The organism is Pseudomonas sp. PS01270 (assembly GCF_029959775.1).
Lineage (GTDB): Bacteria > Pseudomonadota > Gammaproteobacteria > Pseudomonadales > Pseudomonadaceae > Aquipseudomonas > Aquipseudomonas atacamensis.
In genome coordinates this window covers 1-25,149 of sequence record NZ_JASCPT010000017.1, presented here as the reverse complement: position 1 = coordinate 25,149, position 25,149 = coordinate 1, and the positions used below count along the sequence as shown (strand labels likewise).

Sequence of the window (25,149 nt, the reverse complement as noted above, 5' to 3'; positions counted from 1 at the left end):
CTATATCGCATGCCGACAAGCGGTAGGCTGAGCCTATTGCTAAAAGTGATGGCGCAATGACATATTGCAGCACCTTTCCTCACCTCAAGATGTACCGAAAATGCGCCCCCTCAAGTCACTTGTTGCAGCGTCGTTGCTGCTCAGCGGGTGCAATGGAATGCCAGTCGCTTTTGTTCAGGATCCTGTTTTAGACCAAGCCTTTGTCGTCCACTCCGGCGCGCCTTTGCCTTACCTGCTGATGGGTTCGGCTGTGCAATGGAATGAAGACTTCGCCGTGACGGTAAAGCACATTCCTTACTTGTCGGGCACGGTTTTCCAGGGGCAGGCCGATGTGCAGTTCTTCCGTCACAAGGCCAATAGCGTGCCGGCGTGGCGCGGCTACAAGCCGGGCGAGGAGCTGACTTCGGTGGGCTTCAATTCGCTGTACATGTCGGTCAAGGGCACCGGCCAGGCGTTGCCAGCGATGGTTCGACTCGACGTCAAAGAGGGCAACGTGCTTTACGGCACCCATAATGGCGCACTGGCCAAAGGCATGTCCGGCGGGCCGGTGTTTTCCGCCGATGGCAAAGTGGTTGGCATCAACGTGGCGTTCCTCACCCGTGACGACGTCAGCCGCCTCAAGCGCAAAGACTTGCTCGATCAACCGCGCGTAAGCATCTTTTTGCCGTACGCGGAGATCAATCGCGAGTGGTCGCGCTATCAGGCCAGCATCACCCCGACAGCGCCACCGGCGACCAAACTGGCCAGCCGCTGATCAGCGTTCGCGCAACGCTTCGCGGGCGCGGTTGAGTGGTTTGATCAGGTAGTCGAGCACGGTTTTTTCGCCGGTACGGATGTCCACCGTGGCGATCATCCCGGGCACGATGGCGAAGCGTTTGCCGGCCTTGTTGCGCAGTTCATCCGACGCGGTACGGATGAACACGCGGTAGTAGAAGATTTCCGGCTTGGCTTCGTCCTGGATGGTGTCCGGCGAGATCGTCACCACTTCGCCGTCGAGGCTGCCGTAGATCGAATAGTCATAGGCGGTGATTTTCACTTTCGCCCCCTGGCCCGGGTGAATGAAGGCGATGTCGCGCGGCGAGATGCGCGTCTCGATCAGCAGTTGTTCATCGAGCGGCACGATCTGCATGACCTGGCCGTTGGGCGCAATGACGCCGCCAATCGTGCTGACCTCGATGTCCTTGACGATGCCGCGCACCGGCGAGCGCAGGGTCAGGCGCGACAGTGAATCGGTGCGACCACGGATCACCGCTTCGAGCATCTGCGCTTCGGCGTTGGCCTTGGCCAGGTCTTCGCGGGCGCGGACCATGTAATCGGAGCGGGCTTCGGTGGCCTTCAATTCCAGCTCCGAGCGCTGACGGGTCAGGCGCAGCACTTCAACCCGGCTTGAGGCGCCGATCTTCGCCAGGTTTTCAGTGATCGCCAGTTCGCTGCGCACCAGTTTCAGCGAGCTTTGAATACCGTCGAGGGTTTCTGCCAGACCTTTGCGCCGGGTCTGGTAAAGCTCGGTTTCGGCGCGGATCAGATCGGGAAACTCCTGCAGCGATGCGTCGAAGGTCAAGGGCTTTTCGCTGACTTCGGCCTGCAAGCGGTTGACGCTGGCCAGCGCCGCGCGGTACTTGGCCGCGCTTTCGCCGACGTTGGACTGGTTCTTCACCGGGTCCAGTTGCGCGAGGATCTGCCCGCGCTCGACCAAAGCACCTTCGCTGACATTGAGCTGCTCAAGAATGCCGCCCTCCATCGACTGAATCACCTGCTCGCGCGAGCTGGGCACCACTTTGCCGGTGCCGGTCGAGACTTCGACGATCTCGAACCACGCCGCCCAGGCAATGAAGCAGGCGAGCATCAGCGCGCAACCCCAGATCACCTTTGCGCCACCGGCAAGTGCGCGCTCATCGCGGCCATCGAGGTAGGACATCGGGTCCGGCACGTCGGTCATCATCGGCTTCATACCGCCACTCCTTTGCCCGGTGCGCGCAACCGCGCGAGTGCCGCGTCGCGGTGGTCGTCGATGACGATGCGTCCGTTGTCGAGAACGATGATCCGCTCGACCAGTTGCAACACACTGACCCGGTGCGTAGCGACCACCAGCGTTCGGCCCTGGGTCCAGGTCGCGAGTTTTTCCAGCAGCAAACGCTCGGTGACGTCATCGAGCGCGGCCGTCGGTTCGTCGAGCAACAGCACTTGTGGCTGGCGGATCAACAAGCGTGACAGCAACAGGCTTTGACGCTGACCTCCAGACAAACCCAGCCCGCCCTCAAGTACCAGATGATCCATGCCTTTGGGCAGCTGCCGAACGAAATCCAGCGCGCCAGTGACAGTCAGCGCGGCGATGATTTCCTGATCGCTGGCCTGCCCGGCACCGAGGGTGATGTTGTCGCGCAAGGTGCCGTGAAACAGTCGCGCCTGTTGCGACAGCAGGCCGACGTCGCGGCGCAGGTCGGCCGGATCCAGATGTGCCAGGGCGATGCCGTCCAGGGTGGTTTCACCGCTGCTCAGATCCATCGCGCCGCCCAGTGCTTGCAGCAACGTCGACTTGCCGGCGCCGTTGCGGCCGAGCAGGGCGATGCGCTCGCCGGGGCGGATGCTCAGGTCGATGTTGTTGAGCACCGGGGTCGATTCCTCGCTGTAGCGAAAACTGGCCTGACGCAGGCGGTAGTCGCCGCGAATCGCCGGCAGGTGCACGCGCTGACTGCCTTCGGGATGATCCACCGGCATCTGCATGATCCGGTTCAAGCCTTCGAGCGCGACCTTGGCCTGCTGCCATCGGGTGAGCACGTGGGTCAGTTGCGCCATCGGCCCCATCATCCGCGACGACAGAATCGACGCCGCGACCAGACTGCCGGTGGTCAGGTCGCCGGCAATCACCATCGGCGCGCCGAACACGATGACCACTGCGAACACTCCGCCTTGCACGTTCTGCGTCCACGCCACCAGGCTGTTGGTCAAGGTGCGCAGGCGCAGGCTGCTGTCCGCCGAGGCGGCGTTGTACTGGTTCCACTGTTGCTGGAAACGCTGCTCGGCCTGCAATGCCTTGATGTCGTCGAGGCCCTGAATACTTTCCACCAGCATGGCGTTGCGCAGCGCCGCTTCACGCATCGATGCATTGGCCAGTCGCGCCAGACGCGGTTGCGCGATGATCCCGGGGAGCAACATGAACACCAGCGCCACCAGTGGAATCAGCACCAGCGGCCCGCCGATCAAATAGAACACCAGCAGGAACAGCAGGAAAAACGGCATGTCCGCCAGTGCCGTGGCAGTGCTGGAGGTGATCAGATCGCGGATCTGCTCCAGCTCGCGCAACTGCGAAATGAACGAACCGGTGGACTTCGGCCGCGCGGAATTGCGCAGACGCAAGGCGTGGCCAAAGACCAGATCGGAGACGCGCAAGTCGGCGCGTTTGCCCAGCACATCGGTGATGCGCAGACGCAGAATGCGCATGACGAAATCGAACAGCAGCGCCAGCATCACCCCGCCGAACAACACGTACAGGGTCGGCAGCGACTCGGCCGGAATCACCCGGTCGTACACCTGCATGGAAAACAGTACCCCGGCCATGCCCAGCAGGTTCGCGACCAGTGAGGCGATCATCACTTGGCTGTAGGGCCGCAGATCGGTGAGGACGATGCGCCGGAACCAGTGCTCGTCGTAGGGCTTGATGTAATCGTTGGTGCGCACGTCCGCCACTGGTTGCGTCGGACGCAGAATCACCGTGCGCAGGGCCTGCTCGGCGAGCGCGCCAGCCTCCATGCGACTCTGCAAACCTTGATCGCCACTGAAGCAGATGCCCAGCTCGCCGGTTTCGCCGATGCTTTCGAGCACGCCGACCTGACCATCGCGCAGTTGCACCACCAGCGGCGTGCGCCAGCGGCTCAGGCTCTTGTTGTCGAATACCGCGAATTTCACGCTCAAACCGGCCTGGCGCGCCATGTGTCGAACCACTTCTTCGACGCGGCCTTCGCTGTGCACCGAGGCCAGACGCACGCTTTCCGGCGAGACGTCGAGGCGATAGTGACGGGCGACCTTGAGCACCGCTTCCAGCCATGGCGAATAATCTTCGCGAGCTTCGGCAGCAGCGGGTTCGGGAACAGTGATGCTGGCATCGGTCATGGCAGGATCTCGACATTCTGGATGGCGCTGTGGTCGATGCCGAAGACCCGGCGAATCGCACCGCTGTTGTAGAAGCAATCGATCTGCAGGCGTTGCAGATCAGCCTGGGTGTTGACCAGATCGAAGCGCGACTGATGGATTTCCTGCTCGGCGTTGAGCAGGTCGAGCAGCGGCCGCGTGCCTAGCTCCAGGTACTGGCGGCCATACAACATGCGCGCTTCGGTGATGCTGGTCTGGCGAAATTCCAGCGAGCGCAGCCGCCGGTTCAGACCCGAGGTTTGCGCCTGGGCTTCGGCCAGACCCTGGCGCGCTTGCAGACGGGCGAAGTCTTCGGCCGAATCCGCTGCGGTCAGCGCATGCCCGGCGGCGCGGCTGCGCGCACTGATCGCACCGCCCTGGTAGATCGGCACTTCGAGGTTGAGGAAGATCCCGACCTGAGTGCGATCGGCCCGCGAGTTCTGATCGTCGTAGTGGTCGTCCAGGTATTGGTTGACCGACGGTTGCAGCGACAGGGTCGGATAGGCCTCGGCTTTGGCCTGGGCCAGCTCGGCCTGGGCCTGAGTGCGTTGCGCGGCGGCCTGGAGAACGGCGGGCAGGGTGTCGGAAATCTGTGACGCGTCGCAGGCCTGAGTCAGTGTCGGCGCGGCGGCGTCGCTGACTGCTGGCGGCGTGCGTCGTCCGAGCAGACTGGTCAGAGTGGCTTGCCAGCGTGCGTATTGCGCCTTGAATTCCTGCAACGTCGCTGTCGCGCCTTCTGCGCGGGACTGCGCCTGGACCATATCGGAGCGGGTGCTGGCGCCCATGTCGCTGCGCTGTTTGGCCAGATCAACGATGCCGCCGATGCCCTGAATCTGCTCGCGGGCAACCTCGAGCAGACGCTGATAACGCTGCACTTCGATGTAGGCCCTGGCGGTGTCGCGGGCGATGTCGTCGATCGCCAGCAGAATCCCCGCCTGACTGCGCGCCACCCGGGCGCGGGCGGCGTCGACCGAACTGGAAACCTTGCCGAAGTCATACAGCATCTGCTTGAGGGAAATGTTCACCGATTGGCTGCCGGCATCGCTGCCGTAACCGCTGGTGTAGCCACCCTTGATGCCGCCGGTAACCTGCGGGTAATAACCGGATTCGGCGACGTTGACCCCTTCGCCTTGCTGGAACAGGGTGCCGATGGCCTCGCCGATGCGTGGGTGCCAGTCCACGGCGAGCCTGACCGCTTGTTCCAGGCCCAACGCGTCCGCCTCGGCAGACGCTTTGGAAGCAAGGGCAGGGCGCTGACGATTGTCATTGCCTGCCGGTTGTTGCAGTTGCGACGGGCTGATGCTGCGCAAGCTGCTGTCGAGATTGTCGTCGGCGCGAACGCCGGCGGTGAAAGCGGGGTAGAGGCCGATGGTCAACAGGACCACCGGCCATTTCTGGCGAAAAACTGACTCCACAGACTTCCCTTACTGTTGAGAGACCAACGTTCGATGTCTTGTTTCAAACCACTTGAATGCCGTTCTGTACCCACAAGTGGTGGCTCGGATCCTCCTGCGCCGTGTATTGAACATAGTCGATGCCGTCGGCCTGTTGCGTGCCATCGGCGACCCAGCCATCGGTCATGTGCACGCTGTCCCTGTCGTCACCCTTGATCAGCAGGTTGTTGTTGTCCGAAGAGGTAATCGCCAGCAGATCGCTGAGATTCAGTGTCAGAGCGACCGCACTGGAATGGTTGAGATCGAGGATCTCGACGTTGTGGATCTTGCTCTGCAGATCGCCGAGGTTGATCGACACATCACCACCGGCCCAGAGCAGGGTGTCGGTGTCGCTGCCGCCGTCCACCGAGGTGAATTGCTGATCGGCGATGATCAGCGTGTCGTCGCCACCGCCACCTTGCAGGGTCACGGCGCCACCGTGCGAGCCGTCGAGGGTGTCGTTGCCCTCGGTGCCCTGGATCAAGTCACTGCCAGTGGCATGGGCGAGACCGAGGTCATCGCTGGCCAGTGCCGAGAACGCGGTGCTGGCGAATGCGCCGGCATTGTTCAGGTCGATGGTCAGCGTCGCGGTATCCACGGTGCCGTTGGGGTGGGTGAGTTGATAAGTGAAGGTGTCTTCCTGGCCGATCACCGCATCGGTCAGCCCGGCCTTGAGCGTGTAGGTGTAGTTGCCGTTGGCCTGGACCACCAGGGTGCCGTAATTGCCGACCAGCGAGACGCCGTTGTACCCCGGCGCGACGTAACTCCCAGCGACCAGCACGCTGAGCAAGGTGTAGACCGAGCCCAACACATCGGCGCCGCCGCCAGCGGTGTCGGTGAGCAGATTGCCCGATACCGGCGTGTAGCCGCCGACCACGAACTGATTGTTGTAGGTCGCGACGTTGATCAGGCTGGTGTTGACGCTGGTCAGCAGGCCGAGGCCGCCCACTGCCACCCGTACCTGATAACTGCCGGCAGTCTGGTCGTCGAATTTGATCCCGTAGTTGCCGCCGCCGAGATTGACCAGCGCGTTGCCGCCGTAACTCTTGACCAGCACGTACTGGTTGGTGGCGGTGTTGAGCTTGTACAGGCCCACCGTCATCGAACCGAGCAGCGCCAACAGGTTGCTCGAATTGACCACCACGGTCAGGTCACTGACGGTATCGGCCGCGACCACCGTGTTGTAGTTACCACTGCCGCCGCCCAGCAGCACATTGAAAGTGCCAAAGGGCAGAGTTGGTGGTGACTTCGCGGTTGATCAGGGTGACGTCAGTCGAGGCGATGTCCGCTGTGGCATCCACCACCAGCGCCGGGCTGCCAAGGTTGGCGTCATTCCACACTTCGCTGGCTTGCGGGCTGTCGATGCGCACATACAGATTGGCGGTGTCGCTCAAGCCGTTCGGGTGCACCAGCTGGTAGTTGAACACGTCGACTTTGCCGACGCTGCCAACACTGCCGTTCGGTTTGTAGCTGTAGTTGCCGTTGGCGTCGATGGTCAGCGTGCCGTACAACCCTTGCACCGTGGTGCCGGCCCCGGCGCTGACCCAGGCGCCGTTCTTGAAGATCTGCAATTGCGCGCCGTTGTCCGGGCCGGTCTGATCGGCCGTGCCATCGACGCCGACGTTGGTGATGACGTTGCCAGTCACCGCTGGCCCGGCAATGCCGTTGAACTGGGTCAGGCTGCTGACGTCCAGTTGCAGCTGGGTATTGACCGTGGTCAGCACGCCGATGCCGGTGCTCGAAACCGTCAGTCGATAATCGCCTGACAGCAGGTTACCGATGTCGACCCGTACGCCCTGGCCGGCGAGCGCGATCAGGTCAAGCAGGCCGCCGCTGCCATTGACATCCAGAGTCACCCAGTTGCCGCTGGCATCTTTGACTTGCAGGGTGTAGACCACGCCATCGATCAGCGAAATCAGACTGCTGGTGGTCAGCGTCAGGGTCGGATCAAGACGCGTGCCGCCGGCGACGGTGAAGGTGAAGGTTTTCGAGAATCCGGCAAGCAGCGTGGTGAACGAGTCGTTGAAGGTCTGCGAGGCGGTGACCGGTGCCAGCGTGACGGTGCCGACGGCGAGGTTATCGCTGGCGATCACTGGCGCGTTGACGTCGACGTCCGGCGCAATGACGTTGGCGGCCACCGAAACGTTGCCGCGTGCGTCGCTGAGGTTGACGGTGAGGTTTTCACCGTTGATCTGCGCACTGCTCAGGGTGACGGTAAACACGCCGAGGTTGTTGACCGTAGCGGTGCCCAGGACGGTGCCGCTGGCCGACTTGATGGTCACGGTTGCGCCGGCTTCGCCGGTACCGGTGACGGTCAGGCCGTCGGCGCCGACCAGCAGCGCCGTGGCGGCAGCGGGCGGTGTCAGGTCTGGCGCCGTCGCGTTCGCCGCAGCCGATACGTTGCCGCTCGGATCGGCCTGGGTGACGCTGAGCACCTGGCTGTTGATCTGCGCCGAGGCCAGTGCCACGGAGAAACTGCCGTTAGCGGCGACGGTGGCGGTGCCGAGCACCACGCCGCCGACGCCTCGCACGCTGATGGTCGAACCGGGCACACCGACGCCAGTGAGCAAGGTGCCGCTGCCATTGACGCTGACGCCAGTCGGCGCGCCAGGGGCGGTAATGTCCGGCGCCGTCAGGCTGGCATTGGGCGACAGGTTGCCGGCCGGGTCGACCAGACGCACGGTCAACAGCTGCCCGTCGAGTTGTGCGGTGTTCAGGTTGAAGCTGAACGTACCGCCACTGCCCACGGTGGTGGTGCCGATCAGCGCACCGCCCGGGCCGTAGACGTTGACCGTCGCACCGGCTTCGCCCGTACCGCTCAAAGTCAGACCGTTGGCAGCGAGCGTCAGACCGCTGGCTGCAATCGGCGCCTGCACGTCAGGGGCCGTCAGATTGAAGACCTGCGACAGATTGCCCGTCGGGTCGGCCTGTTGGACGTTGAGCTGTTGGCCATTCAGTTGCGCGCTGGACAGTTGCACGGTGAAGGTGCCGCCAGCATTGACCACAGCGGTGCCGAGGACGGTACCGGCTGCGTTGGTCACGCTGACGGTCGCGCCGGCTTCACCCGTGCCGCTGACCGCCAGCCCGGTGCCGTTCAGGCTGACATTGCTCAGCGGCGCCGGCGCTGTGGTATCGGCGACGCTGAGGTTGGTAACCGGCGAAACGTTGCCCGCCGCATCGCTCTGCGTGACGCTCAGTTGCTGGCCGTTGAGTTGCGCCGATGACAAGGTCACCGAGAACGAGCCATTGCCCGCCACCGTCGCCGTGCCCAGCACCGCGCCACCCGCACCGCGAACAGTGACGGTGGCGCCAGCTTCACCGAGCCCGCCGAGGACCAGACCGGCACCGCTAAGGACCAGCGCCGTCGGAGCGGCCGGGGGAGTGATGTCGGGCGCCGTTACGTTAAGCCCGGATGAGGTGTTATTGGACGCATCGGTCTGTGTCGCATTGAGCACCTGACCGTTGACCTGCGGGGTATTGAGCTGCGCGCTGAAAGTGCCATTGGCGCCGACCGTCGCATTGCCCAGCACCACGCCGCCCGCGCCGGTGATGGTCACCGACGCGCCGACTTCGCCGCGACCGGTGACCAGTGTGCCGCTGGCATTGACCGCCAGATCGCTAAGTGGCGCCGGCGCCGAGGTGTCGCCTGCGGTGATTTCAGTCGGCAGCGAGGCGCCACCCAACGCAGTGTTGGCGGTGACTTCGAGGCTTTGGCCGTTGGTTTGCGCAGGCGTCAGCACCACGCTGAACGTGCCATCCGCGCCGGTGACGCCGGTGCCGATCAGGCTGTTGTCCGGCGCGTAGACATTGATGGTGGTGCCGATCGCCGCCGTGCCGGTCAGCGTCACGCCGTCGGCTGTCAGCACAAGATTGTCCGGCGCAGCCGGGGCTGGCACTGCCGGAACAGTCAGGTCGGCGTCTGCGGACACGTTAGTCGCGAGGTCTGTTTGATTCACTGTCAGCACCTGGCCGGCGGTGATGCCGGGGTCCAGATCGATCAGGAACGTGCCGTTGGCGGCCACTGTGCCGGTGCCGACGATATTGCCTAGCGCATCGGTTACTTCGACACTGGCACCGGCTTCGCCACGACCGGCGAGCTGGCTCAGATCGCCGCTGATGGTCAGACCGGTGACGGCATCCGGAGCCGTGGTATCTGCCGCCGGGTAGAGCAGCACTGGCGATGCGTTTTGAGCCTCGTCCGTCGCGATCACCGACAACAACTGACCATTGGCCTGAGCCGGATTCAGCGTAACGGTGTAGGTGCCGTCGCCCAATGTCACCGCCGTGCCGAGCACGGTGCCGGTGGCGGACAGCACAGTCACGGTGCTGCCGGCCTCGGCGGTCCCGGCGAGCAAGGTGCCGGCGCCGGTCAGCGATGTCACCGTTGGTGCGAGCGGTGCAGTGCTGTCCGGCGCGTCGACCAGAACGGGGTCGGACTGGTTGTTCTGCGCATCGGCCTGAATCACCGACAGCGTGCGGCCGTCGAGTTGCGCCGAAGAAAGGGTGACGCTGAAGCTGCCATCTGCGGCCACCGTCGCCGTGCCGAGCACCACCGCGCCGTCAAGCACGGTGACGGTTGCGCCGGGCTCGCCGGTACCGGTGACGGTCAAGCCGTCCTGGCTGACGTTGAGGTCGGCCACCTCCAGTGGATCGGTGATATCGCCCGATTGCACGGGCGCTGTCGGCGATGTGTTGGATGCCAGATCGGTCTGATTGACGCTCAACAACTCACCGTTCACTTGGGGCGGGTTGAGGGTCACGCTGAACGAGCCATTGCCGGTCACGGTTGCCGAGCCCAGTACCGTGCCTGTCGCACTGAGCACGCGCACCGTGGCGCCGGCTTCACCGGTACCGGTCAGTGTCAGGCCATCAGGCGTCAGAACGAGGTCGGTGGGCGCAGCGGGCAGGGTGATGTCCGGCGCAGTGACGGGCACGATCGGCGAAGGGTTGCCCGCCGCATCACGCTGGATCACCGACAAGGCTTCACCATTGAGCAGCGGCTGGTCGAGGGTGACGCTGAAACTGCCATCGGCCGCGACGGTGCCGGTGCCGACGATGGTGCCCACCGCGTTGGTGACGACTACCTGCGAGCCAGCCGCACCGGAGCCGGTGATGAGGCTGCCGCTGGCGTCGATCTCGACATCGGTCAGTGCGGCAGGAGGCGTGCTGTCAGGCGCCGTCAGGGTGCCGGCAGGCGAGGCATTGCCGGCTGCATCCGCCAACACCACGAACAGCGCTTGGCCATTGGTCTGCACCGGGGTCACGGTGATCTGGAAACGACCATCGCTACCCACGGTGCCGGTGCCCAGTTCGGTGCCATCGGCCGACGTCACACGGACAGTGGCGCCGACTTCGCCGGTACCGGTGAGAAGACCGCCATCGGCATTCAGTTGCAGATCGGCCGGCGTCGCTGGCGGGGTCAGATCCGGGGCGGTGACCGTCACCGGGGCGCTGACGTTGCCGGGTGGATCAGCCTGCTGCACGCTGAGGATCTGTTCGTTGATCTGCGGCGGATTGAGGGTGACGCTGAAGGTGCCGTCGCCGAGTACCACGCTGGTGCCGAGCAAGGTGCCATTGGCATCGCGCACGGTCACGGTCGCGCCGGGTTCGCCAGTACCGATGACCAGCGCGCCGGACGAGTTGATGTCGACGTTGTCCAGTGGATCAGGCGGGGTGAAGTCCGGTGTGGTCAGGTTCACTGCCGGCGAGTCGTTGCCCGCTGCGTCGGCCTGGACCACGGTGATCACTTCGGCGTTGGTCAACGCCGGGTTCAGTGGCAGGGTGAAGGTACCGGTCGCGCTGACCACGGCGGTGCCAAGCACGTCGCCGTCGCTGTCGATGACGCGCACCTGCGCGCCGGGTTCGCCGCGCCCGGTCAGGCTTGCGCCGTCGCCGCCGATGCTCAGTTGCGAAACGGCCGCTGGCGGTGTGCTGTCGACCGAAGTGAACGGCGTGGCTGCCGAAGTGTTGCCCGCCGCATCCGTCAGCGACACGGTCAGCGCCTGGCCATTGGCTTGCGGCGTGGTCAGGGTAATCGCAAACGTGCCGTCGATGCTCACGGTGCCGGTGCCGACCAGCGCTCCGGCGGCGTTGTACACGTTGACCGTGGTGCCGGCCTCACCGGTACCCGATAGCAGGGTGCCGTCAGCACTTGCCACCAGCGCCGCCGGCGCATTGGGCGCGAGCAGGTCCGGGGCGATCAGGTTGACGCTGTTGGATTCGTTGCCGGCGGTGTCGGCCTGGCTCAGGCTCAAAGTCTGGCCAGAGGTCTGTGCCGGGCTGAGGGTGACGCTGAAGGTGCCGTTGGCCGCCACCACCGCGCTGCCGAGAACCGTTCCGCCGGTGCCGAGCACGGTCACGGTGGCGCCGGCTTCACCGCGCCCGGTCAGGGCCGTGCCGTTCGGTGCCAGACTCAGTTCGCTGAGCGGCGTTGGCGCGGCGATATCGGCAGCGGTGTAGTCGGTCGGTGACGAATTGATACCGGTGCTCGAGGTTGCCACGGCAGACAGCTGTTCGCCGTTGAGTTGCGCGGCGTTGAGGGTGACGCTGAAAGTGCCATTGGCCGCCACCAGCGCGCTGCCGAGCAACACGCCCGAGGCATTGCGAATGCTCACGGTGCTGCCGGCGGTGGCCGAGCCGGTCAAGGTCAGACCGTCGACGCTGAGGGCCAGGTTGGTCGGTGCACTTTCCGCCAGATTGCCCGGTGCAGTCACCGGCGCCGCCGGTCCGGTGTTGCCGGCAGCATCGATCTGCACCACGGAAAGATTCGATCCAGCCACGGCAGCCGGGGACAACGTGACGCTGAAATTGCCGTTGCTGGCCACGGTCGCGGTACCCAGCAAAACACCGCCGGCATCGCGAACTTCCACGCTCGCGCCGACCTCACCAATGCCGGTCAGGGTGGCACCATTGGCGCTCACCGCCAGATCGCTCGCCAACAACGGCGCCGTGCTATCGACCGCATTGACGATTGCCGGGGCTGACGGATTGCCTGCCGCATCGGTGGCCGTCACGTTCAGCGACTGGCCGTTGGTCTGCGGGCTGTTGAGAGTGAGTTGGAAGGTGCCGTTTGCGGCCGCCGTGGTGGTACCGAGAAGATTGCCCTGGCTGTCGCGTACGGTCACGGTACTGCCGGCCTCGGCGTTACCGGCCAGTTGCACGCCGGCAGCATTGAGCGTCAATGCGCTCGGAATCGCCGGCGCAGTCAAATCCACGGCGATGACTTCAACCGCTGTCGATACGTTGCCCGGCGGATCTTCCTGAGTGACGGTCAGCACTTCGGCATTCAGTTGTGCTGCGTTCAGCGTGACAGTGAACGCGCCGCCGCTGCCGACCTGTGCGGTGCCGAGCAGGGTGCCATCGGCGCTGCGCACAGACACCGTGGCGCCCGGCTCGCCGTGGCCGGTGACGGTGACACCGTCAGCATTTACCGCGACTTGGGTCAGTGCAGCTGGGGGGCTGATGTCGGGTGCGTTGACACTGGTCGATGGCGAGACGTTGCCGGCAGGGTCGGTCTGGCTGATTGCGAGCGCCTCACCATTGGTCGGCGTTGGCGCCAGGGTCACGCTGAACGAGCCGTCCGCGCCAACTACGGCGCTACCCAGCAGGGTGCCGTTGGCGGTGGTGACATTGACGGTTGCGCCAGCCTCACCCGTGCCGCTGAGGGTGCTGCCATCGGCGCTGATCAGCGGATTCTGCACGGCGGCCGGCGGGGTGCCGTCGACGGTGACCACGCCAGTGGAAATCGAGGTGTTGCCGTTGGCGTCGGTCAGGGCGACCTGCAGGGTTTCGCCGGTGTTCTGGGCATTGGGCAAGGTGACCTGGAAGTTGCCGCTCTGATCGACTACGCCGGTGGCCAGAACATTGCCGGCGGCATCGCGCACGGTCACGGTGCTGCCGGCTTCGCCTTGGCCTTTGACCACGGTGCCGACGTCGTTGATCGTAACGCCAGTCGCTGCGGCTGGCGGTTGCAGATCGCTGGCAATGATGCCGGCGGGTTGCGACAGGTTGCCGGCGGCGTCGCTCTGGATCGCGGTAAGCGCCTGGCCATTAAGTTGTGCCGGCGTCAGCGTCAGGCTGAACGTGCCGTTGCTGGCGACCAGTGCAGTACCGAGCACGGTACCTGTGGCGTCGGTGACAGTGACCGTCGCCCCGACCTCTCCGCGTCCAGTGAGTGTCGTGCCGTTGGCATTCAGCGCTAGATTGCTCACAGCATCCGGCGCGGTGCCATCGATCGCCGTCACCGTGCCCGGAATCGAGACGTCCCCGTCGGGACTGGTGGCGGTCACCTGGAGAACTTGCGCGTTGATCTGTTTGCTACTGAGCAACAGGGTGAAGCGGCCGAAGCTGTTGATCAGCCCGGAGCCGAGCACCGTGCCGCTGCTGCTGGTCACCGTCACGGTGCAACCGGGCGTACCGGCGCCGGTCAGGGTGAAACCATCGGCACTCAAGGCCAGATCGGTCGGGGTCGCGACCTGGCTACCGTCCAGTCCTGCCAGCGGCACGACGGGCGAATCATTACCGCCGCCATCCGTGCTGATGACTTCCAGATTGCCGCCAGGCTCGGCCGGTGGACTGAGGGTCACGACGAAGCGGCCGTCCTCACCCGCCGTTGCGGTACCCAGCACGAGACCGCCGCCAGCGATGCTGACGGTGACCGTCGTGCCCGGTTCGGCAAGTCCCGACACTTGCGTGCCGGCCGGGTTGAGCGCGAGATCGCTGACCGCTGCCGGCGGGGTGCTGTCCGGCGCGGCAACGGTGCCTGGCAGCGAACTGTTGGCGCCGTCCGACACCACGACTTGCAAGGCTTCGCCATTGGTCTGCGCATTATCGAGGTTGACCGTGAAGGCGCCCGTGCCGTCAGCGGTCGCGGTGCCAAGGACGTTACCGTCGGCATCCAGCACCTGCACCGTGTTATTGGGCTGCGTGGTGCCGGTGACCGTGGCACCTGAAGGATCGACGACCAGCCCGGTCGGTGCCGGCGGGGCGGTGATGTCCGGTGCGGTGACCGGCGTGGCCGGCGAGGGCAGGGCGCTCGCGTCGGTCTGGATCACGTTCAGCACCTGACCGTCGAGCTGAGCCGGGCTCAGGTTGACGCTGAAATTGCCGTCGCTGGCGACCACCGTAGTGCCGAGCACCGTGCCGTCGGGCGCGCTGACGGTTACGGTGCTGCCCGCTTGCCCGGTGCCGGTCAAGGTCACGCCGTTACTGGCGAGCACGACATTGTCCGGCGCCAGCGGCGCGGTGGTGTCCGTCGCCGTCAATGGTGTGCTGGGGGAAACGTTCACGCCATCCGATTGGCTGACTTGCAGTTGCTGGCCTTCGATCTGCGGGCTGTTCAGCGGCACTGTAAAGGCGCCGGTGCCGTCGACGATCGCGGTGCCCAACACATTGCCCGCCGAATCCTTGACCGACACCGTGGCACCGGGTTCGCCGGTGCCGCTCAGTTCAGTGCCGCCTGCGTTCAGCGTCAGATCCGAAGGGGCAGTGGGAGCCTGGATATCCGGCGCTTCAACTGGAACTGCCGGGGAGCCAGTGGGCGAGCCATCGGTCTGCACCACGCTGAGGTTCTGGCCATTGGTTTGGGGCGAGGACAGGGTGACTTCGAACCGGCCGTTGCTGCCGACGACAGCTGTTCCCAGCACGGTCCCATTGGTGTCAGTGACAGTAACGGTGGCGCCAATCTGACCCGCGCCGGAGACTACGGCGCCATTGGCGGAAATGCTCACATCGGTCACGGCTACCGGTGTGGTCAGATCGGGTGCGATCACGTTGACCGGCGCCGATGGATTGCCATCTGCGTCGGTCTGGATCACTTGCAGTTGTTGCGCATCGGTCTGTGGTGTGGAAAGTGGAACGGTAAAATTGCCATCGGCATCCACCGTGCCCGTGCCGATGATGTTGCCGGCCGGATCGCGCACAGTGACCGACGCACCCAACTCACCCTTACCGGTGAGCGTCTGCCCCTGAGCGTCGAGCGCAAGATCGGAGACGGCCGTCGGCCCTTGGGTGTCAGGCGTCACGTAGTTCAGTGGTGCGGAAGTGTTGCCAGCCGCGTCGCTGGCACTGATCTGCAGTGTTTCGCCATTGTTCTGCGGACTGCTCAGTTGCAGGCTGAACGTACCGTCCGCCGCCACCACGGCCGAACCGAGCACATTGCCGTTGGCGTCGCGCACCGTTACGGTCGAACCGGGCTGGCCGCGTCCGCTCAACTGCGTGCCATCGACGCTTACCGCGATGTCGCTCGGTTGAGTCAGGCCATCCAGATCAATGGCGATAACGGTCGCTGCTGGCGAAGGGTTGCCGGCGGCGTCGGTGACCAGCACGCTCAGCGCCTCACCATCGATTTGCGCGGCGTTAAGTTGCACGGTAAACGAGCCATCGGCTGCCACCTGCGCTGTGCCGAGCAACGTACCTTGGGCATTGGTGACGCTGACTGTGCTGCCGGGTTCGCCACGGCCGGTGACCGAGAGGCCATCGCTGCTCACCGCCAGATCCGTCGCAGTGCCGGGGCCGGTGATGTCTGGTGCATTGAAGGTGATGGCCGGCGATTGCGCGCCGGCGCTGTTGACTGCCACGACACTGAAGGTTTCACCGTTGGCCTGCGCGCGAACCAGCGTCAGCAGGAAAGTACCGTCAGCGGCCACCGCCGCGCGCCCGAGCAATTCGCCGTTGGCGGCACGGACTTCAATCGTGGTGCCGGCCCGGGCGGTGCCGGTCAGTTGGCTGCCGTCGCTGCTCAAACCAAGATTGCCTGGCGTCGTCGGTTCGACGATCTCCGGCGCGCTGACCGTTGCGCCGGTCGAGATATTGCCTGCGGCATCGGTGGCATTCACTGTCAGCGGCTGACCGCCGGTTTGCGCGGGGCTGAGGACGACGCTGAAGGTGCCGTCGGCCGCAACCACGGCGCTGCCGAGCAGGCTGCCATCGGCGGCGCGCACCTGGATGGTCGAGCCGACTTCACCGGTGCCGCCGAGTTGCGTCCCATCAGGGCTCACGCTGAGATTGCCTGGTGCGGTGGGCGCGGTGGTATCCGGCGCAGTGACCGTACCCGGCGTCGAAACGTTGCCCGCGGGGTCGGTGAGCGTGACGTCGAGCGGCTGGCCATTGTTCTGTGGCGTACCCAGGTCGACCTGGAAACTGCCATCGGCGCCAACGGTTCCGGAACCCAAAAGGTTGCCGGCTGCATCGCGTACCTGAACGACACTGCCAGCTTCGCCAAAACCACTCAGCACCCGGCCATCGGCCGACAAGCTTAATCCGGTCGCGGGCGCAGGAGGCGTCGCGTCTCCACCGCCACCACCTCCGCCGCCGCCGCCACTTCCGCCCGCAGCGGCCGCCGCACCACCCGCGCCCAACAGGCCGAGCCCGGCAATCGCCCAGGCCGGCGTCGCGCCATCCACCACACCGACGCCAGCGATCAGCTCATCCAGCGAATTGATTTCGTCAAAGGTAAAGCCGTTGAACGGATCGGCGCTGTAGCGCGCCTGCCACAGCGTCGCGTCGTCACCCTGAAAGACAATGTCATTGGGCACGCCGTCAGGGCTGGTGACAAAGAAATTGGAGATTTTGATTTGCTCGCCAGACTTCAGATTGACGATCAAATCCTGACCGCTGCGACTGGTCGACGCCAGTTGGTCGGGACGGACCGGCATTTGTACAACTGAAGGTTGATTGAGCTGAACATTGCCCCAGTTCTGGGCAGTGAGCTGAGAATTGGCTTTGTCGGCAATGACGATGTTGTCCATTACTACTCCCTGTAAATGGGTGGGGCGGACGTCCACGGGTGGTTTTAAAACCATAGATAGGGAGTGTCAGATGGGGCTGCCTGATTTTTGACGAGCGTCTGGATGGGCCATTTGCCCACGTTTATCTACTTGAAAATCTGCTCTATTCAGGTCGTTACCGTTTGTCGGGACGTTGGATCCAAGCGGTTTTTGGGTGCAACAAAATGTGTCGTTTTCGACATTATCCAAAGGGGCGCTGGAAAAGGGCCGGGCGGAATCGCCGAGGGTGATGGCTAAGCGATATTGAAATTCTCAAAGCGCAGGCCGCCCTCCGCAGTTGCCTGTCTGCGAAGGTATTAATCAAAAAGCGTAGAAGGGGAGGAAGGCTTTGTATAAGAAATCCCGTTGTACCGTTTCAGCTGTTCTTTTTATCCATCAGCAGTTAATGCGCTAGCTATCAATCGCCGAAGTGATCGGACGATATCCAGCGCAGACTGATCGCTAACGCTGCCGGGGCACTGATCAAACATATGTGGCGCCCCAGGGTAGACATGCAGTTCGACGGCAACCCCGGCGCGGGACAGGCGCAGGGCAAATGCAATGTCCTCTTCCAGAAACAGATCCAGCGCCCCGACGGCCAGAAACGTCGGTGGCAAGTCACGCAGATCGTCTTGCAGGGCCGGCGAAAACCAGCCAATTGGCAGATCATCCAGCGCTTGGTCAGCGCGCAGGCACTCCCAACAGAACTGGTTGGCTTGCGCTGGCCAGCCAATCACTCCGGTCGTGCTGTTCTGCTGAGGCGAGGCCGCGCTGCCCGAACGGTAATCGAGCATCGGATAAACCAGCACCTGACTGGCGATGGGATATTCGCCGCGATCCCGCGCCACAATTGCCAGCGCTGCTGCCAGCCCGGCGCCGGCACTGTGGCCCATGACGATTACTTTGTCGGCGTCAATATTGAGCGTTTGCTGGTGGGCGAAAACCCAGCCAAGGGCCGTGTAGCAATCTTCCAGGGGAATAGGAAAGGGGTGCTCTGGCGCGAGACGATAATCGACGGCGACGATGATCGCCTTAAGTGCTTCGGCGAGGTCAGCCAGATAGTCATCGGCCATTTCGGGGCAACCGAGGACGAAACCTCCACCATGGATGTACAGGATCACCGCAAAATTACCGTCCGCTGCTGCGGCGGCGGGCCGGTAAAGACACAGGCGCAAATCCTCACCGTCGTGGGACTTTATCCATAGGCTTTCACCGCGCGCTTGTTCTAGGGATTTGAATGTCGCATGGACACGCTCCCTGATCGCGGGCAGCGTTTCCAACGTCCAGGCTTCTGCGCCGGGGGTTAAAAGGCTTTTGAAGTCGGGATCCAGCAGTTCATGTGCTTTCACGTTCTGCCTCCTGGTTGCGAATGAACGAGCGCCTCGGATGGAGGCGCCGCTCACGGTGGAGTTACAGCCAGGCTTTGATCTGCGCGCAAACGGCCGGCGTCGAAATGCCGTAGCGATCATGCAGCGTCGGCAGGGCGCCGGCGTCAAGGAACGCGTCGGGCAACGCGATCTGTCTGAAGGTGGGCGTCACGCCATTGCGCAACAACAACCCGGCAACCGCCTCACCCAAACCGCCGATGATCGAGCTGTTCTCGGCGGTGACCACCAGACGCCCGGATTTGCGCGCTTCGGCGAGAATGGTTTGTTCATCCAGCGGCTTGATGGTCGGCACGTGCAGCACGGCCACATCAATGCCGTCGGCCTGCAATTGCTTGGCCGCTTCCAGTGAGCGCATGGTCATCAGCCCGGTGGAGATGATCAGCACGTCGTTGCCCGTGCGCAGGGTCTTGGCCTTGCCGATCTCGAATTTATAACCGTACTCGTCCAGCACCAACGGCACATTGCCGCGCAGCAAACGCATATAGACCGGGCCTTGGTGAGCGGCGATGGCCGGCACGGCCTGTTCGATTTCCAGCGCATCGCAAGGGTCGACAATCATCAGATTGGGCATGGCGCGGAAAATAGCCAGGTCATCGGTGGCCTGGTGGCTCGGCCCGTAACCCGTGGTGAGGCCGGGCAGCCCGCAGACGATTTTGACGTTGAGGTTTTCCTCGGCGATGGCCATGCAGATGAAGTCGTAAGCACGCCGCGAGGCGAACACCGCGTAGGTGGTGGCGAAGGGCACGAAACCTTCACGCGCCATGCCCGCGGCCGCGCTCATCAGCAACTGTTCGGCCATGCCCATCTGATAGAAACGCTCCGGGTGCGCCTTGGCGAAAATGTGCAGGTCGGTGTACTTGGACAGGTCCGCAGAGAGACCGACGATGTCCGCACGCTGGTCTGCCAGCGCTGCGAGCGCATGGCCGAACGGTGCCGAGCGGGTCGCCTGGCCCTCGGAGGCAATCGAGGCAATCATCGCCGAGGTGGTCAGGCGCTTTTTCACCGGCGCGCCAGTAGCAGTCGAAGGCGCAGTGTTGGCGGCGTTGCTCATTGGTCTTTTCCTTCTTCAAGGTTGCTCAGTGCCAGGTCCCATTCGTGCTCTTCGACGCGAATGAAGTGGGTCTTTTCCCGGTTCTCCAGAAACGGCACGCCTTTGCCCATTTTCGTGTCGCAGATGATCACGCGCGGTTGCCCGCCGGGGTGATTGCGCGCGGCATCGAATGCAGCGACCAGGGCGTCGAGGTCATTGCCGTCGACGCGCTGGGTGAACCAGCCAAAGGCTTGCCAGCGATCGACGATGGGTTCGAACGAGAGAATCTCGCTGGAATGGCCGTCGGCCTGCTGGTTGTTGACGTCGACGATGGCGATCAGATTGTCGAGCTGCCAGTGCGAAGCCGACATCACCGCTTCCCAGGTCGAGCCTTCATTGAGTTCGCCATCGGACAGCAGGTTGTAGACGAAAGATGAAGAGCCTTTGCGTTTGAGGCCCAGGCAGGCACCGACCGCGATACCCAGGCCCTGACCCAGCGAGCCGCCGGTGATTTCCATCCCCGGGGTATAGGCGGCCATGCCCGACATCGGCAGGCGGCTGTCATCCGAACCGTAGGTTTCCAGCTCGTCGAGCGGAATGATCTCGGCTTCGATCAGCGCTGCGTACAGCGCGATGGCGTAGTGGCCGATGGAGAGATAGAAGCGATCGCGCTGCTCCCATTCGGGATCTGCTGGGCGATGATTCATCGCATGAAAGTAAGACACCGCCAGCAGGTCAGCCGCGCCGAGCGCCTGGCCCACATAGCCCTGGCCCTGAACCTGGCCCATGCGCAGTGCATGGCGGCGAATGTTGTGCGCGCGCTGGGTCAGGCTCAGCGATGCAGCGTGTGCAAGATTAGTCGTCATGATAAAACTCCGTTGACTCAACGATTGACCAAAGCGGCAGGAATACGCAGAACCAGGCTCGCGCCGAGGAACAGCACGCCGGTGATCAGGTACATGCCGATGGCACTGGAACCGGTCAGGGTGGTGATCCAGCCGATCAGATAAGGCGAGCAGAACCCGGCGAGGTTGGCGAAGCTGTTGACCGCCGCGATGCCGGCGGCCGCAGACACGCCGCCGAGCAGCGTGGTGGGCAGCATCCAGAACAACGAGGTGGCGGACAGAATGCCGGAAGCGGCCAGACACAGGCTGAGGATCGACAAGGTCGGATTGCCGCCCATCAGCGCTGCCAGGCTCAAACCGATCGCGCCGGCGATCATCGGCACGATCAGGTGCCAGCGGCGCTCGCGATGTTTGTCGCCACTGCGGCCGACCAGGAGCATGGCGGCGATGGCGCACAGATAGGGCAGGCTGGTCAGGAAACCGATGTGCAGCGGGTCGGAAACCCCTGCATTGCGCACCAGTGTCGGCAGCCAGAAGGTGATCGCATATTGGCCCATGACCACACAGAAGTAGATCGCCGCCAGCAGCCACAAGCGCCGGTCGCGGATGAACTCGCCGATCGAGGCGTGGGTGACCTTTTGCTGGTCGTCTTCGGCCAGCTCGCGAGTGATCAAGGCTTTTTCTTCGTCATTTAGCCAGGTCGCCTGATGCACGCCGTCCTTCAGATAACTCAGCACCAGCAGGCCGACGACCACGGTGGGCACCGCCTCGAGAACGAACATCCACTGCCAGCCGGCCCAGCCGTGCACGCCGGCAAAGTGGTTCATGATCCAACCGGACAGCGGGCCACCGACCATGCCTGACAGCGGAATGGCGATAAACCACAACACGGTCATGCGCGCCCGCCGATAGGACGGAAACCAGTAGGTGAGATAGAGCAGCAGGCCCGGCGCCAGACCGGCTTCGGCAATCCCCAGCAGAAAGCGCAGCGCGTAGAACTGCCAGGCGGTTTCGACGAAGGCGAACAGCGCCGAGACGATGCCCCAGGTGATCATGATCCGCGCAATCCACACTCGCGCGCCGACCTTGTGCAGGATGATGTTGCTAGGCACTTCGCAAAGGAAATAGCCGATGAAAAACACCCCGGCGCCCAGTCCGTAGACCGTTTCGCTGAGGGCCAGATCGTTCATCATTTGCAGCTTGGCGAAACCGACGTTGACCCGGTCCAGATAGGCGCACAGGTAGCACAGCATCAGGAACGGCATCAGCCGCCAGGCCGTTTTGCGATAGGCAGAAGAACGCACGGTCGAAACCGCTTCGAGCGACAGGGTAGTCATGATGGTCTGATCTCTTGTTTTTATTGACCGCCAGGCCATCAGGCCCGGCTGCGTCATCGATCCAGAACCGCACGGGCCACGCAGGCCCGCCCAGAGTTACTCAGTGAATCAGCATGCCGCCGTTCACATCGAGGGTGATGCCGGTCAGATAAGCGGACAGGTCGCTGGCCAGAAACAGCGCGGCGTTGGCGACGTCCTGCGCTTGACCCAGGCGCCCGAGCGGAATGCCTTCGATGATGGCGTGGCGGCGTTCATCCTGCATCAGGCCGCCGGTGATGTCGGTGTGAATCAGGCCGGGAGCGATGGAGTTGACGCGGATATTGTCCGGCCCCAATTCCCGCGCCATGGCCTTGCCCAGCCCCAGCACACCAGCCTTGGCCGCGCTGTAATGCGGGCCGCCGAAGATGCCGCCGCCGCGCTGGGCCGACACCGACGACATGCAGACGATGCTGCCGGAAGACTGTTGACGCATCAGCGGAATCACCGCCTGGGACATGAGCAAAGTGCCGCGCAGGCTGACGTCCAGCACCTTGTCGTAGTCCGAAGGGCGAATATCCAGAGTCTTCAGTGGCTGGGTGATGCCGGCGTTGTTGACGAGAATATCGATGCGTCCGAAGTGCTCGATGATGGCGGCGACGGCTTGCTGAACCTGCGCTTCGTCGGCCACGTTGGCCGCCAGGCCCAGATGACCTTCGCCCAGTGCTGCGGCGGCGTCACGTGCTGCGGAGGCATCCAGATCGAGGATGATCACGCGAGCGCCGTGTTGCGCAAACGTTGTGGCGGTAGCGCGGCCAATGCCACGGGCAGATGCGGCACCGGTAATGATTGCGACTTTGCCTTGAAGAAGCATGGAGGATTCCCTCGAATTGTTTTTATTGGGTCGGTGTGTAAGTAACCGATGACTCAGCTTGTCCTCCGGGGCGAGCGTGAGCAATAACGCGGAAGTCACTCAATGCTGAAAAAAATTCAGCACTCGTCAGGCCGTTTCGCAAATGCTTGAATGAAACCGGTCCGTACATCACAAGAAATCACCACGGAGTCCCCATGCGCTCTGACACTGAGGCATCGATCATCCTGCCACCGCTGAAAGCAATTCAGGCCTTCGAACAAACCGCGCGCTTCGGCAACGTCGCCAGAGCGGCGGAAGTGCTGGACCTGACACCCTCGGCAGTCAGCCATCAACTGGCGAAACTGGAAGGGATGATCGGCCGGCAATTATTTGTTCGTGCTGCCCGGGGCGTCTCGCTGACGCCGGTCGGCGAGCAATACCTCAAGGAAGTCTCCGGGATTCTGCACAGCCTCGCCGTTGCCACCGAGCGTGCGGCCAGCGATGTCAGCCTTGATTGCCTGCGCTTGCACTCATCGCCAAGCTTCGGCCTGCTCTGGCTGATGCCGCGCCTGGAAGCGTTTCGCGCCAGTCACCCGGACATACAGATCAATCTGTCGTGCTCCTATGAATCGCTGCACTTCAGTCGCGACAAGATCGACGTCGATATCCGTCACGGTCTGCCGAACTGGCCCAGTTATGAGGTGCGCACGGTCAGGAATGAGACGTTCGCGGTGCTGACCTCACCGAAACTGCTCGCGCAACGCCCGGTACGCGGCGCGGCGGATCTGCTGGAGTGCGATCTCATTCTGTCGGAAGCCACGCTGCTCAAATGGCCGCAATGGTTTGCCCAACATGGTCTGGCGCGTCCGGAGCGGCCTTACGCATTGAGCTTCGATCGTTCCTACATGTCGCTGGAAGCGGCGAGTCATGGCTTGGGTTTCGCGCTGGAAAGCACATTGCTGGCGCAGAAGTATCTGGCGGCGGGCACGCTGGTTGAAGTAGCGCCTGAATCTCTGAGTGCTGCGGTCGCGGCGCACCATCTGGTATTCCCCAAAGCGCATTCGAGCTTTCCACGGGTCAGGCGTTTTCTGGCGTGGATGGAGAGCGAGTTGGGGCATGAGTTCGCTTATTGAGTCGGGCTCAATTCTTTCAAACTCTCTGAACCGCTCAAGGTCAATCCTTTAACGGTCACGTCATTCACATCAGAGGTGAAGGAATGGATAACTACCACATCAACAAAAACCAGCAGCGCTGGGAACTGGTCAAAGAGGGCGCGCAGCGTGCGTCGAAAACGGCTGCAACCAAAGCCGAGATCACCCAGATCGCCAGCGACTACCTCCAAGACAAAACCGCCTCGCTGAAAATCCATAAAGAAGACGGGACGATTCAGGAAGAACGCACCTTTCCCCGCGCAGCCGACCCGCGAAAAACCAAAGGCTGAGCAGGCTGTTCTTTTCTGTGTTCATCGTTTCTTCAGAAGGGTCTGATTTATGGTCATTGCATGTCTGGGATGGGGCTCACTGATCTGGAAGCCGGACGGCTTGCCGCTGGCCAGCGAGTGGTTTGCCGACGGGCCGCAGGTACCGATCGACTTCGTTCGCGTCAGTGACAATGGCGAGTTGACTACAGCCATAAGCGCGAACGCGCCGCCGTGCAAAGTGCTGTGGTCGGTCCTCGACGTGACCGATCTCGATCAGGCCCGTGAACTCCTGCGTATTCGAGAAGGCGTGCCGGAGGGCAGGGAGGATGGCATCGGCAGCTTCACCCTCGGTCCCTCGGCGATGGGCGTGCTTGCTGAATGGGCAATTCCTCGGCAACTCGATGCGGTGATCTGGACGGCGCTGCCCGGGAGATTCAAGAACATCGAAGGCCTGGTGCCGAATGTCGACGACGCAGTTTCTTATCTGGCCGGGTTGAGCGGCGCAGCGCACGAACAAGCGCGCGACTATATCGAACAGGTGCCGGCGCAGATCGACACGCCGTATCGCCGTGAAATCATTGCCAGGCTCGGGTGGAAATAATGAGCACCCGCAGCCAGGCGCAGATTGCCGCGATCTTCGATCAGCTGTTGGCACTGCGAGAGAGTGTCGACATTCTCCAGCACGTGGAGAGCGCCAGCGTCGAGTCGCTGCGTGGCCATCAGACCGTGGACGCCCCCGAGTCGTTGGATCTGGTGTTTCAAAAGCTGCAAGAAGACATCGCCAGCATGGAGGAAACGTTGGCGACGATTGCCGAGGCGACCGGGGACGTGTCGAAGTTGTGAGGGTGTCGCGGGGCTGGCATGCAGAGATGATGTGGCTGGTCTGGCGCCTTCGCGAGCAGGCTCGCTCCCACATTGGACTTGTGAATCGGTTGATTTCCGGGGTCTGACGCAAAAACCTGTGGGAGCGAGCC

Annotated in this window: 15 protein-coding genes; 5 read left to right on the top strand and 10 right to left on the bottom strand. The window is 63.3% G+C overall.

Annotated elements, in window-relative coordinates:
• Nucleotides 1-157: 157 nt before the first annotated feature.
• Complete coding sequence (locus tag QMX86_RS08140; RefSeq protein WP_143170125.1) at nt 158-754, top strand: trypsin-like peptidase domain-containing protein; 597 nt, start codon at nt 158-160, stop codon at nt 752-754.
• On the opposite strand, the gene QMX86_RS08135 is transcribed toward QMX86_RS08140, so the two are convergent.
• From QMX86_RS08135 to QMX86_RS08090, 10 genes are all read right to left on the bottom strand, one after another.
• Nucleotides 755-1,939, bottom strand: coding sequence for an HlyD family type I secretion periplasmic adaptor subunit (locus tag QMX86_RS08135; RefSeq protein WP_122708341.1), 1,185 nt, complete (start codon nt 1,937-1,939; stop codon nt 755-757).
• 8 nt (nt 1,940-1,947) lie between these two features.
• Nucleotides 1,948-4,110: a type I secretion system permease/ATPase gene (locus tag QMX86_RS08130; RefSeq protein WP_282382118.1), complete on the bottom strand. Its 2,163-nt coding sequence runs from the start codon at nt 4,108-4,110 to the stop codon at nt 1,948-1,950.
• Nucleotides 4,107-5,543 carry a TolC family outer membrane protein gene (locus tag QMX86_RS08125; RefSeq protein ID WP_282382115.1) on the bottom strand — a complete coding sequence of 479 codons (1,437 nt, stop codon included), beginning with the start codon at nt 5,541-5,543 and terminating at the stop codon, nt 4,107-4,109. The genes QMX86_RS08130 and QMX86_RS08125 overlap by 4 nt, the downstream gene beginning before the upstream one ends.
• A gap of 43 nt (nt 5,544-5,586) precedes the next feature.
• Nucleotides 5,587-6,774 (bottom strand): VCBS domain-containing protein, encoded by a 1,188-nt coding sequence (locus QMX86_RS08120; protein ID WP_282382113.1) that lies wholly within the window; start codon nt 6,772-6,774, stop codon nt 5,587-5,589.
• Nucleotides 6,749-17,308 carry a BapA/Bap/LapF family large adhesin gene (locus tag QMX86_RS08115; RefSeq protein ID WP_282382110.1) on the bottom strand — a complete coding sequence of 3,520 codons (10,560 nt, stop codon included), beginning with the start codon at nt 17,306-17,308 and terminating at the stop codon, nt 6,749-6,751. Before QMX86_RS08115 ends, QMX86_RS08120 begins: the two co-directional genes overlap by 26 nt.
• 407 nt (nt 17,309-17,715) lie before the next feature.
• Nucleotides 17,716-18,675 carry an alpha/beta hydrolase gene (locus tag QMX86_RS08110; RefSeq protein ID WP_282382107.1) on the bottom strand — a complete coding sequence of 320 codons (960 nt, stop codon included), beginning with the start codon at nt 18,673-18,675 and terminating at the stop codon, nt 17,716-17,718.
• Between the two features lie 61 nt (nt 18,676-18,736).
• Nucleotides 18,737-19,765, bottom strand: coding sequence for a transketolase family protein (locus QMX86_RS08105; protein ID WP_071171997.1), 1,029 nt, complete (start codon nt 19,763-19,765; stop codon nt 18,737-18,739).
• On the bottom strand, nt 19,762-20,610 hold the full coding sequence (locus QMX86_RS08100) for a transketolase (protein ID WP_136493547.1): 849 nt from the start codon (nt 20,608-20,610) through the stop codon (nt 19,762-19,764). The genes QMX86_RS08105 and QMX86_RS08100 overlap by 4 nt, the downstream gene beginning before the upstream one ends.
• Nucleotides 20,611-20,627: 17 nt before the next feature.
• Nucleotides 20,628-21,926 carry an MFS transporter gene (locus QMX86_RS08095; RefSeq protein ID WP_073474915.1) on the bottom strand — a complete coding sequence of 433 codons (1,299 nt, stop codon included), beginning with the start codon at nt 21,924-21,926 and terminating at the stop codon, nt 20,628-20,630.
• Between the two features lie 100 nt (nt 21,927-22,026).
• Complete coding sequence (locus QMX86_RS08090) at nt 22,027-22,776, bottom strand: SDR family NAD(P)-dependent oxidoreductase (protein WP_282382101.1); 750 nt, start codon at nt 22,774-22,776, stop codon at nt 22,027-22,029.
• Nucleotides 22,777-22,970: 194 nt separating this feature from the next.
• On the opposite strand from QMX86_RS08090, the gene QMX86_RS08085 reads away from it, so the two are divergent.
• The 4 genes from QMX86_RS08085 to QMX86_RS08070 all read left to right on the top strand — a co-directional run bounded on the left by QMX86_RS08085 (nt 22,971) and on the right by QMX86_RS08070 (nt 25,018).
• Nucleotides 22,971-23,888 (top strand): LysR substrate-binding domain-containing protein, encoded by a 918-nt coding sequence (locus QMX86_RS08085; RefSeq protein WP_024012668.1) that lies wholly within the window; start codon nt 22,971-22,973, stop codon nt 23,886-23,888.
• An 83-nt stretch (nt 23,889-23,971) separates the two neighbouring features.
• Nucleotides 23,972-24,196, top strand: a complete 225-nt coding sequence (locus QMX86_RS08080; RefSeq protein WP_016774410.1) for a DUF2188 domain-containing protein — start codon at nt 23,972-23,974, stop codon at nt 24,194-24,196.
• Between the two features lie 49 nt (nt 24,197-24,245).
• Nucleotides 24,246-24,776 carry a hypothetical protein gene (locus QMX86_RS08075; protein ID WP_243242933.1) on the top strand — a complete coding sequence of 177 codons (531 nt, stop codon included), beginning with the start codon at nt 24,246-24,248 and terminating at the stop codon, nt 24,774-24,776.
• Entirely contained in the window at nt 24,776-25,018 is a 243-nt protein-coding gene (locus tag QMX86_RS08070; RefSeq protein WP_016774412.1) for a hypothetical protein, read from the top strand. The genes QMX86_RS08075 and QMX86_RS08070 overlap by 1 nt, the downstream gene beginning before the upstream one ends.
• Nucleotides 25,019-25,149 lie beyond the last annotated feature (131 nt).

Bases quoted from the DNA above. Each gene is read 5' to 3' on its own strand.
- QMX86_RS08140 (WP_143170125.1), top strand. From the start codon at position 158: ATGCCAGTCGCTTTTGTTCAGGATCCTGTTTTAGACCAAGCCTTTGTC.
- QMX86_RS08135 (WP_122708341.1), bottom strand. From the start codon at position 1,939: ATGACCGACGTGCCGGACCCGATGTCCTACCTCGATGGCCGCGATGAG.
- QMX86_RS08130 (WP_282382118.1), bottom strand. From the start codon at position 4,110: ATGACCGATGCCAGCATCACTGTTCCCGAACCCGCTGCTGCCGAAGCT.
- QMX86_RS08115 (WP_282382110.1), bottom strand. From the start codon at position 17,308: ATGGACAACATCGTCATTGCCGACAAAGCCAATTCTCAGCTCACTGCC.
- QMX86_RS08105 (WP_071171997.1), bottom strand. From the start codon at position 19,765: ATGAGCAACGCCGCCAACACTGCGCCTTCGACTGCTACTGGCGCGCCG.
- QMX86_RS08100 (WP_136493547.1), bottom strand. From the start codon at position 20,610: ATGACGACTAATCTTGCACACGCTGCATCGCTGAGCCTGACCCAGCGC.
- QMX86_RS08095 (WP_073474915.1), bottom strand. From the start codon at position 21,926: ATGACTACCCTGTCGCTCGAAGCGGTTTCGACCGTGCGTTCTTCTGCC.
- QMX86_RS08090 (WP_282382101.1), bottom strand. From the start codon at position 22,776: ATGCTTCTTCAAGGCAAAGTCGCAATCATTACCGGTGCCGCATCTGCC.
- QMX86_RS08085 (WP_024012668.1), top strand. From the start codon at position 22,971: ATGCGCTCTGACACTGAGGCATCGATCATCCTGCCACCGCTGAAAGCA.
- QMX86_RS08080 (WP_016774410.1), top strand. From the start codon at position 23,972: ATGGATAACTACCACATCAACAAAAACCAGCAGCGCTGGGAACTGGTC.
- QMX86_RS08075 (WP_243242933.1), top strand. From the start codon at position 24,246: ATGGTCATTGCATGTCTGGGATGGGGCTCACTGATCTGGAAGCCGGAC.
- QMX86_RS08070 (WP_016774412.1), top strand. From the start codon at position 24,776: ATGAGCACCCGCAGCCAGGCGCAGATTGCCGCGATCTTCGATCAGCTG.